The sequence below is a fragment of the Roseateles sp. P5_D6 genome (assembly GCF_054049415.1).
In genome coordinates this window covers 73,813-88,938 of the sequence record NZ_JBFUMK010000006.1, presented here as the reverse complement: position 1 = coordinate 88,938, position 15,126 = coordinate 73,813, and the positions used below count along the sequence as shown (strand labels likewise).

At 71.1% G+C, this 15,126-nt stretch carries 17 protein-coding genes; 13 read left to right on the top strand and 4 right to left on the bottom strand.

From position 1 onward, the window contains the following. Nucleotides 1-108: 108 nt before the first annotated feature. From ACXJKM_RS09815 to ACXJKM_RS09800, 4 genes are read right to left on the bottom strand one after another with little or no spacing between them, the layout of a single operon-like run. On the bottom strand, nucleotides 109-786 hold the full coding sequence (locus tag ACXJKM_RS09815) for a DUF6683 family protein (RefSeq protein WP_457352015.1): 678 nt from the start codon (nucleotides 784-786) through the stop codon (nucleotides 109-111). After that, on the bottom strand, nucleotides 783-1,436 hold the full coding sequence (locus ACXJKM_RS09810) for a GNAT family N-acetyltransferase (protein WP_457352013.1): 654 nt from the start codon (nucleotides 1,434-1,436) through the stop codon (nucleotides 783-785). Before ACXJKM_RS09810 ends, ACXJKM_RS09815 begins: the two co-directional genes overlap by 4 nt. After that, nucleotides 1,433-1,726 (bottom strand): flagellar biosynthetic protein FliO, encoded by a 294-nt coding sequence (locus ACXJKM_RS09805; RefSeq protein WP_056201134.1) that lies wholly within the window; start codon nucleotides 1,724-1,726, stop codon nucleotides 1,433-1,435. The genes ACXJKM_RS09810 and ACXJKM_RS09805 overlap by 4 nt, the downstream gene beginning before the upstream one ends. 4 nt (nucleotides 1,727-1,730) lie before the next feature. Continuing rightward, on the bottom strand, nucleotides 1,731-2,948 hold the full coding sequence (locus ACXJKM_RS09800) for an EscU/YscU/HrcU family type III secretion system export apparatus switch protein (RefSeq protein WP_056201137.1): 1,218 nt from the start codon (nucleotides 2,946-2,948) through the stop codon (nucleotides 1,731-1,733). 315 nt (nucleotides 2,949-3,263) lie between these two features. On the opposite strand from ACXJKM_RS09800, the gene ACXJKM_RS09795 reads away from it, so the two are divergent. The 13 genes from ACXJKM_RS09795 to ACXJKM_RS09735 all read left to right on the top strand — a co-directional run bounded on the left by ACXJKM_RS09795 (nucleotide 3,264) and on the right by ACXJKM_RS09735 (nucleotide 15,125). Continuing rightward, complete coding sequence (locus ACXJKM_RS09795) at nucleotides 3,264-4,013, top strand: lytic transglycosylase domain-containing protein (RefSeq protein WP_457352011.1); 750 nt, start codon at nucleotides 3,264-3,266, stop codon at nucleotides 4,011-4,013. Then, entirely contained in the window at nucleotides 4,010-6,013 is a 2,004-nt protein-coding gene (locus ACXJKM_RS09790; protein WP_457320396.1) for an FHIPEP family type III secretion protein, read from the top strand. Before ACXJKM_RS09795 ends, ACXJKM_RS09790 begins: the two co-directional genes overlap by 4 nt. Then, the gene (sctC, locus tag ACXJKM_RS09785; RefSeq protein ID WP_457352009.1) at nucleotides 6,010-7,839 is read left to right on the top strand and encodes a type III secretion system outer membrane ring subunit SctC; all 1,830 of its coding nucleotides are present in this window, start codon (nucleotides 6,010-6,012) and stop codon (nucleotides 7,837-7,839) included. The genes ACXJKM_RS09790 and sctC overlap by 4 nt, the downstream gene beginning before the upstream one ends. Before the next feature lie 4 nt (nucleotides 7,840-7,843). Next, on the top strand, nucleotides 7,844-8,845 hold the full coding sequence (locus ACXJKM_RS09780) for a SctD/MshK family protein (protein WP_457352007.1): 1,002 nt from the start codon (nucleotides 7,844-7,846) through the stop codon (nucleotides 8,843-8,845). A gap of 46 nt (nucleotides 8,846-8,891) precedes the next feature. After that, nucleotides 8,892-9,191 carry a hypothetical protein gene (locus tag ACXJKM_RS09775; RefSeq protein ID WP_056201148.1) on the top strand — a complete coding sequence of 100 codons (300 nt, stop codon included), beginning with the start codon at nucleotides 8,892-8,894 and terminating at the stop codon, nucleotides 9,189-9,191. Further along, a complete protein-coding gene (locus tag ACXJKM_RS09770) occupies nucleotides 9,188-9,580 on the top strand; it encodes a hypothetical protein (protein ID WP_056201151.1) in 393 nt (130 codons plus the stop codon). Before ACXJKM_RS09775 ends, ACXJKM_RS09770 begins: the two co-directional genes overlap by 4 nt. Before the next feature lie 186 nt (nucleotides 9,581-9,766). Further along, on the top strand, nucleotides 9,767-10,498 hold the full coding sequence (gene sctJ / locus ACXJKM_RS09765) for a type III secretion system inner membrane ring lipoprotein SctJ (protein ID WP_457352005.1): 732 nt from the start codon (nucleotides 9,767-9,769) through the stop codon (nucleotides 10,496-10,498). Further along, nucleotides 10,491-11,006: a hypothetical protein gene (locus ACXJKM_RS09760; RefSeq protein ID WP_056201161.1), complete on the top strand. Its 516-nt coding sequence runs from the start codon at nucleotides 10,491-10,493 to the stop codon at nucleotides 11,004-11,006. Before sctJ ends, ACXJKM_RS09760 begins: the two co-directional genes overlap by 8 nt. Then, a complete protein-coding gene (locus tag ACXJKM_RS09755; protein ID WP_457352003.1) occupies nucleotides 11,003-11,638 on the top strand; it encodes a FliH/SctL family protein in 636 nt (211 codons plus the stop codon). The genes ACXJKM_RS09760 and ACXJKM_RS09755 overlap by 4 nt, the downstream gene beginning before the upstream one ends. After that, the gene (locus ACXJKM_RS09750) at nucleotides 11,635-12,969 is read left to right on the top strand and encodes a FliI/YscN family ATPase (RefSeq protein ID WP_457352001.1); all 1,335 of its coding nucleotides are present in this window, start codon (nucleotides 11,635-11,637) and stop codon (nucleotides 12,967-12,969) included. The genes ACXJKM_RS09755 and ACXJKM_RS09750 overlap by 4 nt, the downstream gene beginning before the upstream one ends. After that, nucleotides 12,966-13,439, top strand: a complete 474-nt coding sequence (locus ACXJKM_RS09745) for a hypothetical protein (protein WP_056201170.1) — start codon at nucleotides 12,966-12,968, stop codon at nucleotides 13,437-13,439. The genes ACXJKM_RS09750 and ACXJKM_RS09745 overlap by 4 nt, the downstream gene beginning before the upstream one ends. A gap of 1 nt (nucleotide 13,440) precedes the next feature. Further along, nucleotides 13,441-14,022, top strand: a complete 582-nt coding sequence (locus ACXJKM_RS09740; RefSeq protein WP_457351999.1) for a hypothetical protein — start codon at nucleotides 13,441-13,443, stop codon at nucleotides 14,020-14,022. After that, nucleotides 14,019-15,125: a hypothetical protein gene (locus tag ACXJKM_RS09735; protein WP_457351997.1), complete on the top strand. Its 1,107-nt coding sequence runs from the start codon at nucleotides 14,019-14,021 to the stop codon at nucleotides 15,123-15,125. The genes ACXJKM_RS09740 and ACXJKM_RS09735 overlap by 4 nt, the downstream gene beginning before the upstream one ends. The last annotated feature ends 1 nt before the right edge of the window (nucleotide 15,126 follow it).

Here is a 15,126-nt window from a genome sequence, read left to right as displayed (position 1 = left end):
TGTCGGCAAGGTTTTCAGATCAAACTCTGCGGCGTTGACGGGTTTCATTAAACGGGGTCGGGCCCCTGCTGCCTATATGCGGCTGCTCCTATTTCTGCGCCAACCGCGCTAGGGTTGGCCGCAGTCCGGGCCTGCCAACACGGCGGCAGCGGGTCGCGCCGCCGTGTTGGCAGGCCCACCGTCCAGGTTGCGCAGCACGGCGCACAGCGCGGGCAGATCCAGGCCGAGCTGTCGCGCCAAGCTGTTGCGGGCCATCCAGGTGGCCGACGCCTGATGAGCGCTGCCCTGGCGGCTGGCCTGTACCGTCCATTCGCCTAACGCCACGGTCAGCACGGCCAGACGCTCGAAGGCGTCCTGCCGCTGCAGCAGCGGTGCGTCGTCCCACGGCAATTCATCGATGACCCAGGCCTTGACCCATTGGGTGATGGCTTGCCAGCGCTGCGGGCTCAGTGCCTCGTGATCGAAGGCCTGTCGGCATGCGCCCAGATAGGCGGCCAGGGCCACGCCCAGGTCGTCCTCGGCGCGGCCCGGTGCGAGCTGGTTGCGGTAGTGCTGCAGGCAGTGCGTCACCAGGCCGGCCTGGGCACCGGTGCCGAGCATTTCGCTGAGCGCCGCAGCTGCGCCCGTGGGCTCGGCGACGCGGGAGGGCAGGCGCCAGCGCGTGGCGCCGAGCTCGGAGGCCGCATCGGCCTGCGGCGCGTGCGCAAACCGGGACTGCTCCAGGGCCTGGGCCAGACGATGGCCGAGGGCGGATTGCCAGGGGTTGGGTGAAGCGGAAGTGGTCATGGCAGTGCGAGGGCAGTAGGCCGGTGGGAACGCGCAAGGGCGCGCCGGGTCTGACGCAGGCGTTCGCGGCGGCTGAGGGTCTGGACGGCCGACCAGGTCGTTGCGTCCAGGGCGTGGTAATCGGAAGGCTGGCCTTCGTAGAGCGCGCGGCTGCGAGGCGTGAAGCCCAATGCCTCCAGGCAGACGCGGGCACCGCGGTTTTCAGGGTGGCAGATGCCCCAGACCGTGTGCAGTGCCAGCGTCTCGAAGGCATGGCGCAGCAGCACTTCGCCGCCGCTGAGGCTCAGGCCGCTGCCCCAGTGTTCGGGCCTGAGGCGGCTGCCGAGTTCAGCGTCGCCAGGCCGGATACCCAGCTGCACGGTGTCAGGGCTTGCCTGCAGGGGCATGAGGCTGAACCAGCCGGCGAACTGTTCCTCGGCAGCGCTCAGCGGCACGGCGCAACGCCAGATGCCCAGGCCAGGATGGCGGCGATAGAAGCCTGCCAGGCAGGCCGCGAAATCCGCGGCCCAACGTGCCTCGTGCAGGGGCTGTTCATCGGGCAGCAGCTCGCGCACCCGCGGGTCGGCATGCAGGCCCTGGATGTCGGCCGCATCGCTCGCGACGAATTCGCGCAGCAGCAGCTTGTCGCAGCGATGGGAGAAGGCCGTCATGCTTCGCGATCCAGCTTGGCGTCGGCTTGCGGCCAGCGCGCCAGCAGATTGATGCCGCCCGCCGTGACGCCCAGCATCCAGCGCTCGCCGGCATGGTCGAGCAGCACCACACGCTCACGCGCACCAACGGGCAGGGCGCGCACGAAGCGCAGCGCCTCCCCGTCCTCCGCCGGGTTGCGCCCACCCAGGCCCTGCAGGCGCCGCCAGCCGCGGATCAGCAACCAGGCCAGCAGCAGCACGAAGGCCAGGGCGGCCACGGTGCTGGCGAGGTTGAGCATCAGGTTCTGCATGGCATCAGTCGTCTTGGGCGGAAACGACGCGCGGGTCCACGTCGGGGTGGCGCGTCAGGTCTTCGCCGGGCGCGGGTCGCGCGCGCGGCGGCTCGGCAGGCACCTCGTCGCGCCGATGTGGGTCGGCGCGGGCAGCCTCCCACTTGAGCTGCTCGCGCACGCCCTCGGCCCAGACGATGACCTCGGCCAGCACGTCGAACAGGTCGGGCGGGATGACCTCGCCCTCCTCGCAACGCGCCAGCAGCTCGCGCGCCAGCGGCACGTTGCGCACGATGGGCACGCCGGCGTCCTCGGCAGCCTCGCGCATGGCGCGGGCGACGTGGTCCTCGCCCTTGGCGCTGACGGTGGGCACGGGGCAGCGGCCGGGCTCGAAGTCGATGGCGATGGCCACATGCGTCGGGTTGACGACCAGGGCGTTGGCGCCGCGCGCCGCCGCCTGCTGGTTGCGCTGGCTCCACTCGGCATGGGCCTGCTTGCGCTGCTGCTTGAGATGCGGGTCGCCTTCGCTCTCCTTCATCTCCTGCTTGATGTCGCGCATGCTCATGCGCAGCTTCTTGGTGAAGCGATGCCGGGTCCACATCGTGTCGAGGAAGGCCACGCCGGCAAACACGCCCACCGTCCAGGCCAGGGTCTTGACCGTGCCCTCCCAGACCAGGCCGCCGAGATGCTGGGGTGGCCTGTCGGTGCCCGAGGCCAGCCGCATCGCGTCGGGCAGCAGCAGCCGCGCCACCGCCCAGCCTATGCCCAGCAGCAGCGCCGTCTTCAGGATGCCCTTGATCAGCTCGACCAGGTTGTCCATCGAGAACATGCGCTTCAACCCTTCGGCCGGGTTCAGGTGTTCGAGCTTGGGCGCCACCTTCTCGAAGGCCAGCACCGGCCCGGCCTGCAGGAACTCGATCAGCGTGCCCAGGACCGCCACGGGGATGACGAGCAGGGCCACCAGCAACAGCGACAGTTCGACGCTCTGCCAGCCCAGCAGGGCGGCGACATGGCCGAAGCCTTCCTCGCGCCAGCCGGCCGACACGCGCGCGAACAAGGCCTCGCACAGGGCTGCAATCCGCTCGCAGGCCATGCGCATGCATAACGCGCCCATCACCAGCCAGACGAGCAGCGTCGCCGTGCTCGTCAGCTCCTTGCCCTTGGCGATATCGCCCTTCTTGCGGGCGTCCAGCAGGCGCTTCGCTGTGGGCTGTTCAGTCTTGTCGCCGCTGTCGTCGGCCATGGGTCCCTAACACCTATTTCTAGGGGGTGCAAACAGGGTTTGTGAAAACTTGTTTTCAGCACCGTGACCAGACCTACTTCTAGGGGGCCTTTCACCTCGCTGGACACAGGGTGGTTGGCACGGCGCGACCGAACGATGCCCGGTCTCAGATTGCGACGGTGCAGCAGTTGTTTCCACGCGTAAACGTGGGGGGCAGCCTCTTGCATACAAAGGAGCAATGTCTACGGGTCAGTCAGTTACTTCTGCTTGCAATGGTCAACAAGCCGGCAAGGCTTGCCCCCATAGTCCGCCCGGTCCAAAAAGCAGGGAAGACAAGTGTTCGGACTCCAACGGATCTGCCAGGTCATGGCGACCGGTGCGTTAGGTGCGGCCCCGCTGATGGGGGCATTCGCCGCCGCGCCGAACTGCCCCTCTCCTTCCGCCGAGGCGTTGCTGGATGCCGCACCGGCCGCAGGCGCCAGCGGCTTCGCGCTGACCGAAAAGCTGTGCCTGGCCACCCTCGTCAGGAGCCGCTCGGCGCCGGTCGAAGTGCCCGAGCCCGAAGTGCCGGCTGCCGAGGTGCCGCTCCTTGCTCCCGTGGCGCTGCCGCCGGCCCCCGCCGTGATCCGCCCCGCACCGATCCGTGACGCCGCCGCGCAGGCCCGTATCCGCGCCCTGGCGCCGCTGATGGCCGAAGTGGCCCAGCGCCATGACATCGACCCTCTGCTGCTGCACGCCCTGGCCCACATCGAGTCACGCCACCAGAGCCAGGCCATCTCGGCGGCCGGTGCGCGTGGGTTGATGCAGGTCATGCCCGCCACCGGCCGTGGCCTGGGTGTGGCCGAGGCGGAGCGCGCGCTGCTGAGTCCCGAGACCAACCTCGAAGCCTCGGCCAGGTACCTGAAGCAGCTGCAGGCCCGCTTCGGCAACGACCTGCGCCTGGTGCTGGCCGCCTACAACGCCGGCGAGGGTGCCGTCGAGCGCCACGGCCGGCGCGTGCCGCCCTTTGCCGAGACCCAGGCCTATGTGCGCAATGTGATGGCCGTCTACACCGAGTTGCGCCGTCGCTTCGGAGTTCAGGCATGAGTGCCGTGAAGCGGCCCGACGGCCTCTCGGGCTACTTCGCCGCGGCCGACCAGCCGCGCGAAGGGCTGATCGCCCGCTTCAGCGACCTCTTCCTGGTTGCCGGCATCGTCGCCATCGTCGCCCTGATGGTGCTGCCACTGCCACTGTGGCTGATCGACCTGCTGGTGGCCGTCAACATAGCCTCGGGGCTGGTGCTGATCCTGATCGCCGTCTACGTGGCCGGTCCGCTGGAGTTCTCGGTCTTCCCCAGCGTGCTGTTGATGACGACGCTGTTCCGGCTGGCCCTGTCCATCGCCACCACGCGGCTGATCCTGCTGCATGCCGACGGCGGCCACATCATCGCCACCTTCGGCAAGCTGGTGGCGGGCGGCAACCTGGTGGTGGGCCTGGTGGTCTTCCTCATCATCACGGTGGTGCAGTTCATCGTCATCGCCAAGGGCGCCGAGCGCGTGGCCGAAGTGGCGGCGCGCTTCTCGCTGGATGCCATGCCGGGCAAGCAGCTGTCCATCGATTCCGACCTGCGCTCCGGCCTCATCGACAAGGACGAAGCCAAGCGCCGCCGCCGCACGCTGGAGCTGGAAAGCAAGCTGCACGGCAGCCTCGACGGCGCGATGAAGTTCGTCAAGGGCGACGCCATCGCCGGCATCATCATCATCCTCATCAACCTGCTCGGCGGCCTGGCCATCGGCGTGCTGCAGCAGGACCTCAGCATGGGGGACGCGGTGCACCGCTACTCCATCCTGTCCATCGGCGAGGGCATGGTGGCGCAGATCCCGGCCCTGCTCGGTGCGATGGCCGCGGGCCTGCTGGTGACGCGCACCAACGACGACGAGAACGACCGCCACCTCGGCGACGCCATCCGCAAGCAGCTCGGTGCCAAGCCACGCGTGCACCTGATGGCCGCCGGCATCTGCCTGCTGCTGGCCACCGTGCCGGGCTTTCCGCCGCTGGTGTTCGGCCTGCTGGCCGTCGTGTTCGGCGCGGCTGGCATGCTGCTGATGCCCAAGGGCCGCGACTGGCTGACCCGGCGCATGCCCCAGCTCAGCCCGCGGCGCGGCAAGCCCGAGGCCGGCGCTTTCAAGACGGCGCAGCTTCGCGTGCGACCCTCCGTGCCGCTGCTGCTGGAACTGCCGCAATCCATGCTCGGTGACGGTGGCCTGGCGGTGACGCGCGCCATCGAGGCGATGCTGGACGAGCTGCAGCTCGACCAGGGCCTGCCGCTGCCGCGCGTGGCCCTGCACGGCCGCCTCGGCCGCGAGGGCTGGCGCCTGCTCGCGCATGAGGTGCCACTGTCCGAAGGCGGCCAGGCCGGTGACGCCGCGGCCCTGGCCGAGCAGGTGCGCCAGGCCCTGCGCCGCAACGCCTCGCTGTTCATCGGCATCCAGGAAACCAGCGAGCTGCTGACCCGCGCCCAGGCCGAACTCGCCGATGTGGTCAAGGAAGTGCTGCGCGCGCTGCCGGTTCAGAAGGTCACCGAGGTGCTGCGCCGCCTCGTGTCAGAGGAAGTCTCGATCCGCAACCTGCGCGACATCCTGGAAGCGCTGGCCGATGCCAGCCAGCGCGAGAAGGACGTGCAGGCCCTGACGGAGATGACGCGCATCGCGCTGCGTCGCCAGACCCACCACCGCATCTGCCCCAGCGGCGAGCTGCAGGCGCTGATGCTGTCGCCCGAGCTGGAGGCGCTGCTGCGCCAGAACCTGCATGTCAGCGGCGGCGCTACCCAGCTCGCCATCTCACCCGACGTGGCGCGCCAGCTCGCCGCCGATGTGCAGGCCCAGGTCGAGGCGCTGCGACCGCAGGCCCTGGTCTGCGCCGTCGACCTGCGCTGGCACCTGCGCAAGCTCATCGAGACCGAGTGCTTCGACACCCCCGTGCTGTCCTTCCACGAACTGCTGCCGACGCTGCGGCTCACGCCGCTGCACCACCTGCCCCCGCCGGGGTCCAGTCCCAACGCTTCAATTCAGGCGCCTTCCCCACAGGCAGCACTGCTCGCCGCATGACCTCAAACCTCAAGATCGCCGCAGCCACCACGCTGCTGCTGGCCCAAGCCCTGCCGCTATCAGCGGCGCCGCTGCCCGAAGGGCTGCGCGCCGTCAAGCTCGAGGCGCGCGACCAACCCATCGAGCAGTTCCTGCAAGGCCTGTTTTCGGGCAGCGACATCCCCGTCGTCGCCAGCGGTGTGCAGGGCCAGGTCAATGGCCGCTTCGAGGGCACGCCGGCTAAGCTGCTGCGCGACCTGAGCCGCGCCTACAACCTGCTGAGCTACTACGACGGCGGCGTGCTCTACATCGCACCGGCCAGCGACACCCAGACGCGCAGCTACCTGCTCACGCCCGCTGCCGCCTCGCAGGTTCAGCGCGCCGCACAGGCCCTGCAGCTGCCCGATGCGCGCAACACGCTGAAGTTCAGCGACGACGGCGCCCTGCTCGCCGTGGGCGCCAAGCGCTTCGTGCAGCAGGTCGACGAGCTGGTGCGCCAGGTGCGCCCCGGCACGACGGCGGTGGCCATGAAGTCCTGGGCGCCGCAGCAACAGCAACCGCTGCCCGACTACCGCATCTTCTACCTGCGCTATGCCTGGGCCCAGGACGTGCCGATGAGCTTCGGCGGCCAGCAGACCACCTTGCCCGGCGTGGCCAGCATCCTGCGCTCGCTGGTCGGCCAGCCCAGCAAGGCCCGCGTCATCCCGGCCGCCGACCCCACCCGCGCCCAGGGCAGCCAGCGCGCGCGGGGCGGCGCGATGCGCGGTGCGGGCAACACCACGACGCTCGGCCTCGTCGACGACGCCGCGCCCGGCATGCGCGGCACCGACACCCTCGTCGCCGCCCTCACCCAGGTCGGCTACGGCCAGCCCGGTCAGGACACCGCCGAGCCGGCGGCGCCGCCCGACTTCGCGCCGCGCATCGAGGCCGACCCGCGCCTGAACGCCGTCATCGTGCGCGACCTGCCCGAGCGGCTGGAGCGTTATGCCGCCCTCATCAAGTCGCTGGACGTCGAGCCCCAGTCGCTGGAGATCGAGGCCACCATCATCGACATCAACACCGACCGCATGCGCGAGCTCGGCATCAACTGGCGCTACAACCACGGCTTGTCCAGCCTGATGTTCGGCAACGGCACGGCCAGCGACAACCGCCTCAACGGCCAGGTGGACCCGACCCCCAGCGCCAAGGGCGGCGTCATCTCCGCCGTCATCGGCGACCGCTTCCCCTTCGTCGCCCGCATCACGGCCCTGCAGAGCGACGGTGCGGCCAAGGTCGTCAGCAGCCCGCAGGTCGTCACGCTGTCCAACGTCGAGGCGGTGTTCGACAACAGCTCGACCTATTACGTGCGCGTCGCCGGCCGCGAGGACGTCGACCTCTTCAACGTCACCGCCGGCACGCGGCTGCGCGTCACGCCCCATGTGTTCAAGGAAGGCGACGAGCCGGCCCGCATCAAGCTGCTGGTGCAGATCGAGGACGGCGGCCTGACCGGCCAGAGCGTGGACAACCTGCCCATCGTCGAGCGCTCGGGCATCAACACCCAGGCCCTGATCTCCGAAGGCGAGAGCCTGCTGATCGGCGGCATGGTGCGCGACAGCTCGACGGCCGGCGTCGACAAGGTGCCGGTGCTGGGCGACATCCCGCTGCTGGGCAACCTCTTCAAGACCCAGCGCAAGGGCGGCCAACGCATCGAGCGCATGTTCCTCATCACGCCACGCCTGGCCAGCAGCAAGGCCGCGGCCGACGTGATGGAAAGAGCCCGCCAACCGCTCGCCAATCCGGCCAGCCCGGCCAGCTCGGCCGCGCCCACCGGGCCGACCGGCAGCGAAGGTGCTGCGCAGCAGGAGTGATGCCATGAAGTCCCATCTCCCCGCCTCGATGCTCGAACTCCGCGTGCTGGCCGGCCGCCAGCTCGGCGCGCGTGCCCGGCTGGACGCGCAGCACGACCTGCTCGTCTGCGGCCTGAACTCGGCCAACCAGGCCGACACCCAGTTCGCCGACATCCTGCTCGCCAGCGAGATCGACTTCCAGCTGCGCGTGATCCCGTCCGGTGCCGGCCGCGTCAGCCTGCAGCTCGTCTCCGGGCATGCCGTGCTGGCCGAGAGGGCCCTGATGCCGGGAACCGCCATCCACGCCTGGGCGCCGGGCCAGCCGCTGCAGCTGGGCGATGCAATCGTGGCCTACGGCCCGGCCGACCTGGACTACTGGCCCGAGCCGGTGCTGCATGACGGCCCCGAGCTGCCCGCCAGCGAGCGCGCTCAAGGCATGCGCGCACCCACTGCCGCGCCGCGCGCCCGCCCCGTGCTCGAAGGTGTGCTGACGGCGCTGGGCCTGGTCATGGTCATCGGTGGCGCGTCGTTGGCCTGGCGTGGCGGCACGCTACGCGAAGCCGGCCAGGTCGTGGCCAAGGTCGTACCGCCTGCCCAGGCGGCCACCGCTGCAACTGCGCCCGACCTGCTGGCCAGTGCAGTCGAGGTCTTCCGCCTGTACGGCATCGCCGCGCAGGCGGCCTGGTCGCCCGAAGGCGAGCTGGTGCTGCGCACGCAGGAGCGCGACGCCACCCGGGTGCAGGCCGCCGCCGCCGCGGCCAAGCGCGACATCGCCCACCTGCCGGCGCTGCGTATCGACAACCGGCCGCCGGTGGCCGCGGCCGCTGCGCCCGCTCCGGCGCCCGACGATCCGGCCAAGCGCCTCGTGGCCGTCGTTGACAACGCCGACAGCCCCTACTTCATCACCGCCGACGGCAGCCGCTACTTCAGCGGCGCCCTGCTGCCCAGCGGGCACCGCGTCGTGCAGATCGCCGAGCGCGCCGTCATCGTCGAGCGCGATGGCCAGCAAACGCGGCTGACCCTCTGACCCCTGTTTCGCCCACTTTCCCCAACCCTCCCACAAGGAGACTCCCATGTCCAACGCACTTCTCAACACCCTCGCCGCCGCACCCGTAAACGGTTCCACGGGTGGCAAGACCAACGGCGGCGGCTCCTGGTTCGAAGCCATGGCCGATGCCTGGGGCAAAGCCCTGGACAAGCAGGCCGGCGACATCGAGACGGCCTCCAACGCGATGAACAACGGTGGCGACACGCCCTCCGCCGTGACCGAGTTGACCGCCATGTCGCTGAAGATGAGCTTCCTGGCCAGCAGCTCGCACACCGCCGTCTCGACGGTCGGTTCCGCCCTCGAAACGATGGCGCGCAAGCAGTGACACCCGGCCTCGCCATCGCCCCCCCGGTGGCCGACGTCCAGCTCGGCGCAGGGGCTTCGCTGTCCAGCCTTGGCCAGGTCGCGCCGACGGCCGACGTGGCGGGCTTCGAGCGCGCCATGGCGAGCGCGGTGCAGCGCCTGGGCCCGGCCGAGTCGCCCGCCCAGGCCATGCAGCGTCTCGTCCAGCCGCTGGACCACATCAACGCCGAAGCGTCGTCGCTGGGGCGCGACGCCCGCCTGGCGGCGGCTTCGGGCCAGGAACTGACGCCGGGCGAACTCGTCAACCTGACGGTGCGCTGCCAGGAGTTCATGTTCCATTGCCAGCTGACTTCGAACATCGCCAATCGGACGTCCGAAGGACTGCAGCAACTGTTCCGCCAACAGTCATGAACGTATGAGCCCCTCGCCCAGTCCCGCCCTGCTGCACGCAGGCGTGCCCAGTCGGTCCCCCGCGGGGACGGCGATGCCTGCCGGATTGACCGGCAGGCACATCGCCCAAGGCGGGCCGGCTAGGGAGCGGCCCGGCGCTCGGCCCGCAATACATCACGGCCGCCACGAATGCGAACTGGACCACCAATGAAAGTCTCTCGCAGCCTCCTCCCACTGGCCTTGGCCGCCCTGATCGCCGGCTGCGGCGAGCAGGCCCTCTACGCGAAGCTCGACGAGCGCCAGGCCAATGACATGGTCTCGGCGCTGCGACTGGCCGGCGTGCCGGCGCAGAAGAACGCCCGCGAGGACGGCTTCGAAGTGCTCACCGGCGAGGCCGACTTCGCCCGCGCTGTGCAGATCCTCAAGGCCCAGGGCCTGCCCCGCGAGGACTACGACAGCCTGGGCAAGGTCTTCAAGCGCGAGGGCTTCGTGTCGACGCCGGTCGAGGAGCGCGCCCGGCTGATGCACGCACTGTCGCAGGAGCTGTCGCACACGCTGACCAGCATCGACGGCGTGCTGCAGGCCCGTGTGACGCTGGTGGTGCCCGAGCGCCACCCGCTGTCCGACAAGGTCCAGCCCTCATCGGCCTCGGTGATGATCAAGCACCGCCCCGGCCTCAATGTCGACGCGCTGCTGCCCAAGGTGCGCGCCCTGGTGGTCAACAGCGTCGAAGGCCTGCCGTATGAAAGCGTCTCGGTCGTCGCCTTCGCGGCCGAGCCCACGCCCGTCGCCCCGCCGGTACCCGAGACCCAGGCGACGGTGCCCTTGGTGCTGGCCGTCACGCTGGGCTCGGCCAGCCTGGGTGCGGCGGGCTGGCTGGGTTGGCGCCGCCGCCGGGCTCAAACCCAGCTCGCGCTGGAAGGAGGCGGCCATGACTGAACGCCAGCTGCGCGCGCACGTCGCACGCCGCCTGCTCGAAGACGCGCCGGTGGAGGCCCGCACGCTGAGCTGGGCGCAGCTCGACGCCGCCCCAGCCTGGCTGGCGCTGGAGCGCGATGAACTGCTGGCGCTGGCCCGGCGCTGCGGCTCCGTGCTGGCCGCGCCGGCGCTGCGGCTGTGGATCGCCGGGCCGCTGCGGGAGCTAGCGCGCACCGCCCTGGGCGCGCCCTGGTGGCGAGCCCTGCGCAGTGCGCAGGACTGGCCGGCCCTGCCCGCGGGCCTGCCGGCCAGCCTCAGCGACTGGCCCGACGTCACGACGCCGGAAGCCTTGAGCCAACGCTTCACCGAGGCCGGCGCCGCGGTGCTGCTGGCCGGCCTGCCGCATGGCTCGCTGCGCCATGCGGCCAGCCGCCGGCTCGGGCCGGTCGCGGCCTGGGTGATGCCGCAGGCCACGGCCCTGGCGGTGTTGCGTGAAACGCTGGCCTTGCAAGCAAGGGTCATTCAATGAACAACTTCATGCTCTGGCATCGCGACCCCCAGGCCAGGTTGGGCATCGCCTCGGACCGGCGCGTGCTGCGTGCCGCCGAGGTGCCGGCCTTGCAGGATGCGCAGCAGCTGCTCGATGCCTTGCGCGAGCTGCTGGAGCAGGAGCAGTCGCGCATCGACGCCGCCCGCGAGTGCGCGCACGCCGAGGGATTGAAGCAAGGCCTGGCCCAGGCCGAGGCCGAGTCGCGCGCGCACCGAGCCGACACGCTGGCTCGACTCACCTGCGCTCACGAGGACGAACGCCTGCGACTGCAGCGCGAAGTGGCCGGGCTGGCGCTGGACATCTTCCAGAAGCTGCTCGGCCAGGTGCCCGCCGAAGAGCGCCTCGCCCGCCTGGCCGCGCAGGCCGCGCGCGAGCTGCTGCCGGCGCGCACCTGGCGGCTGCAGGTGCACCCCAGCCAGCTGCCCAACTTGCACGACGCGCTGCAGGCTGCCGACCCTGAGAACAAGGCCGGCCTGGCACAGGCCGAGATCGTGGCCGATGCAGACCTGGCCGAAGCCGACTGCCGCCTGATCACGGAGTTCGGCACGGCCGACGCCGGCCTCGCCACGCAGGTCGAGCGCCTGGCCCGCGCCTGGGGGCTCAAGCCATGACGCTGAGCCTGGACGTCGAGGTCGGCACCGACACGCTGCGCCGCAGCCTGCAGCGCACCCGCACCGTCGCCACGCTGGGCCGTGTCGTGCAGGCGGGCGGCACGCTGATGCGCGCCACCGGCGTGCAGGCCCGCGTCGGCCAGAGCTGCCGCGTCTTCGATCCCTCGCGCCCGCAGGACGAGGGCCTGCTGGCCGAGGTCATCGGCTTCCAGGGCCACGAGGCCGTGCTCGCGCCGCTGGGCTCGCTGCAGGGGCTGCCGGTGGGTGCAGCCGTGGAGGTGCTGCACGAAGCCGCGCAGCTGCCGAGCGGCCCGGGGCTGCTGGGTCGCGTCATCGACGCCTTTGGCCAGCCGCTGGACGGCGGGCCCCCGCTCGACCTGCTGCCACGCGTGCCGCTGTATCGCGACGCGCCCTCGCCGCTGCAGCGCCGCCCGGTGCATGAGCCGCTGGTGTGCGGCGTGCGCGCCATCGATGCGCTGCTGACGGTTGGCGAAGGCCAGCGCGTGGGCATCTTCGCGATGGCCGGCGGCGGCAAATCGACGCTGCTGGGCATGCTGGCGCGCAGCACAAGGGCCGAGGTCAACGTCATCGGCATGATTGGCGAACGCGGCCGCGAGGTGCGCGAGTTCCTGGAGGACAGCCTCGGCCCCGAGGGCCTGGCGCGCTCGGTCGTCGTCGTCTCCACCTCGGACCGACCGGCACTCGAACGTGTGCGCGCCGCCTATGCGGCCACGGCGATTGCCGAAGGCTTTCGCGCCCAGGGCTCACGCGTCGTGCTGATGATGGACTCGGTGACCCGCTTCGCGCGCGGCCTGCGCGAGATCGGCCTGGCCGCCAACGAGCCGGCCGTGCGGCGCGGCTATCCGCCCTCGGTGTTTGCCGAGCTGCCGCGGCTGTTCGAGCGCGCCGGCAACGACGCCCACGGCACCATCACCGCGTTCTACACGGTGCTGGCCGAAGACGAGGACGGCAACGACCCGGTCGCTGAAGAAGTGCGCTCCATCCTCGACGGCCATCTGGTGCTGTCGCGTGCGCTGGCCCAGGCTCAGCATTACCCGGCCATCGACGTGCTGGCCAGCGCCAGCCGCGTCTTCACCCGCGTGACCCAGCCCGAGCAGCAGCGCGACGCCGCCCATCTGCGTGCGCTGATGGCGCGGCACAAGGAGGTCGAGTTCCTGCTGCGGGTGGGCGAATACCAGGCCGGCAGCGACCCGCTGGCCGACCAGGCCATCGAGCGCATGCCGCAGATCAAGGCCCTGCTGCAGCAGGCCACGCACGAACCCAGCGACTGGGACGGCTGCCTGCAGCATCTGCGGGAGATCGTGTCGTGAACCAGCTTTCCGACATCGAGGCACGCCAATGGCTGCGCCTGCGCCAGCTGCGCGTGCAGCGGGCACGCCTGGCGCTGGCGCAGGCGCAGGCCGAAGAGCGTCAGGCCGTCGCCGCGGTCGAGGACCGCGAGGCCCGCATCGAGCAGGGCCGCAGGCTGATCGTCGAGCTGGCGTTTCACTGGGGCGGCGCCGGCAGTGCCGACATGCCGCGCTGGGTGCACCAGGTGCAGGCCCATGGCGAGGCGTTGGCCGAGCGGCTGGAGCGCGATGAATACGCCTTGCTCGACGAGCGCGAGACGCTGGGACAAGCCCAGGCGGAAGTGCAACGACGCCGTGCCGAGCTCGCCCGTGCCCAGGCCCGCGAGGACGCCGTGGACGCGACGCTGAAGGACCAGCGCCGCCAGGCCAGCCAAGCCCGCGAGCAGCAGGCCGAGCTGGAAACCGAAGACGCCTGCCGGACGCTGCATTGACATGAAGCTGCTGCCCATCCTGCTGCCCCTGGTCGCGATGCCGCTGCGCGCGCGATCCGCCATGGCGACGCCGGAGGCCCTGCCACCTCAGGACTCCCACCGCGACGCCGGCGATGAGCCCGACTGGCGCAACGCCTACCTGCGCCTGCGTGAGCAGGACCCGTCCGAGCCCGAGCCCGTGCTGCCCATCGCGCCGGCGATGGCGCGAACCCCACGCGATCAGGCACCCGAGATGACGGAGGTCCGCAGCGTGTCGGCCACGCCCACCACGGAACGTCTCGAAGCGATGCGGCAACTCGGCGAAGCTGCCCCGTCGGCAAATCCGCAGGCGCGTGCCTGGCAAGTCGAGTTGCCCGCGGTGGCCGGCCCGGCCTGGCAGCTGCGCGTCGAGCAAGCCCAGCCGCTGGCGCCATTGAACCTGGAGCTGCGCGTGCCGCAAGTCGCCCAGACCCAGGCCCGGCAGCAATTGAGCGACCTGGACAAGCGACTGCGCGATGCCGGGCATGATGTGCTGAAGTCGCGCCTGCGCGACGGCGCACGAACGGACAAGCGGCGCCGGCCTGCCGACGAGGTGGAACCATGAGCGGTATCGGCGCCATCCAGGCCCTGTCGCCGGCCGAGACCTGGGAGGCGTGGCAGGCCTTGATGCAGGCCTCCCTGGGTGAGGCGGAAGGTACGGGCGCAGTGGCAGCCGGCCAGCCCCATCTGCAGCCGCAGCCGACGGAGGCAGCCCAGCCGCTGAGCGCGCTGAACCTGCCGGGCGAGGCCAGCCCGCTGCTGCAGGCCCCTCATGCGCATCACGCACATCAGGTCCAGCGCGCCCATGAACCCCAACCCGCGACGGCCTCGGTGGCGCAGGCCTTGGCCGCTCCCGACGTACCGACGGTGGCTGTGATGCCCACGGCGCAGGCATCGCTCGACAAGCCGGCCGCGTCGTCGCCGCTGCAGGCGCCTTCGCCCGGGTTGCTCGGCGATACACCGATGGCCGCCACACGGCTTGCCGATGCCGGGGCGACCGTGCTGCCGATGGCGCCGGTGCTGATGACGCCACTGGCGCTGCAGAACGGCCCCGAGCTGCGCTGGCGCGCGCAGGATGCCGCCAGCTGGCGGCAGCTGTTCGACGACGCGGGCCGCGATGCACCGGACGAGGAGGAAGCACCGCCCCTGCCGCTGCCTGAAGCTGCCGAGCCCGAGGCCATGCCGCCGTGGGCGCTGCTGCTGTTGGCCCGGCTGCGCGAGGCGACGCTCGCGCCCGCCGCCGCGGCGGCTTTGCGCCCGGCCCTGCAGGCCTGGCGTCTGGGCCTGCCGGTGCTGCTGGCCAGCCCAGCCGGCCTGGCCAGCCTGCAAGCCAGCCGCGATGCCACCACCTGGCAATGGCGACGCTGGCCGGCGCGTTGGCGCACAGCCCGTCCGGCCACGATCGAGCGCTGGTGGACGGTGCGCCTGGCGCTGGGCCCCCAGGGCCGCCCGCGCACGCTGCGCGACCTGGCCGGAGGTGCGGTGCCCGCGCCGGGCCAGGTCAGCTGCGAGCTGCGCCTGGACGACGTCGCGCCCGGCATCGCCCAATGGACCGAGGTGCTGGTGCAGGCCCCCGCCAGCGCCAGCCTGCGAGCGCTGCTTGCCGCGCGGCCTTCGATCCCCTGGCTGTTGTGCAACCAGGCCCTGTGGCCTCGGGAAACGCCATGAG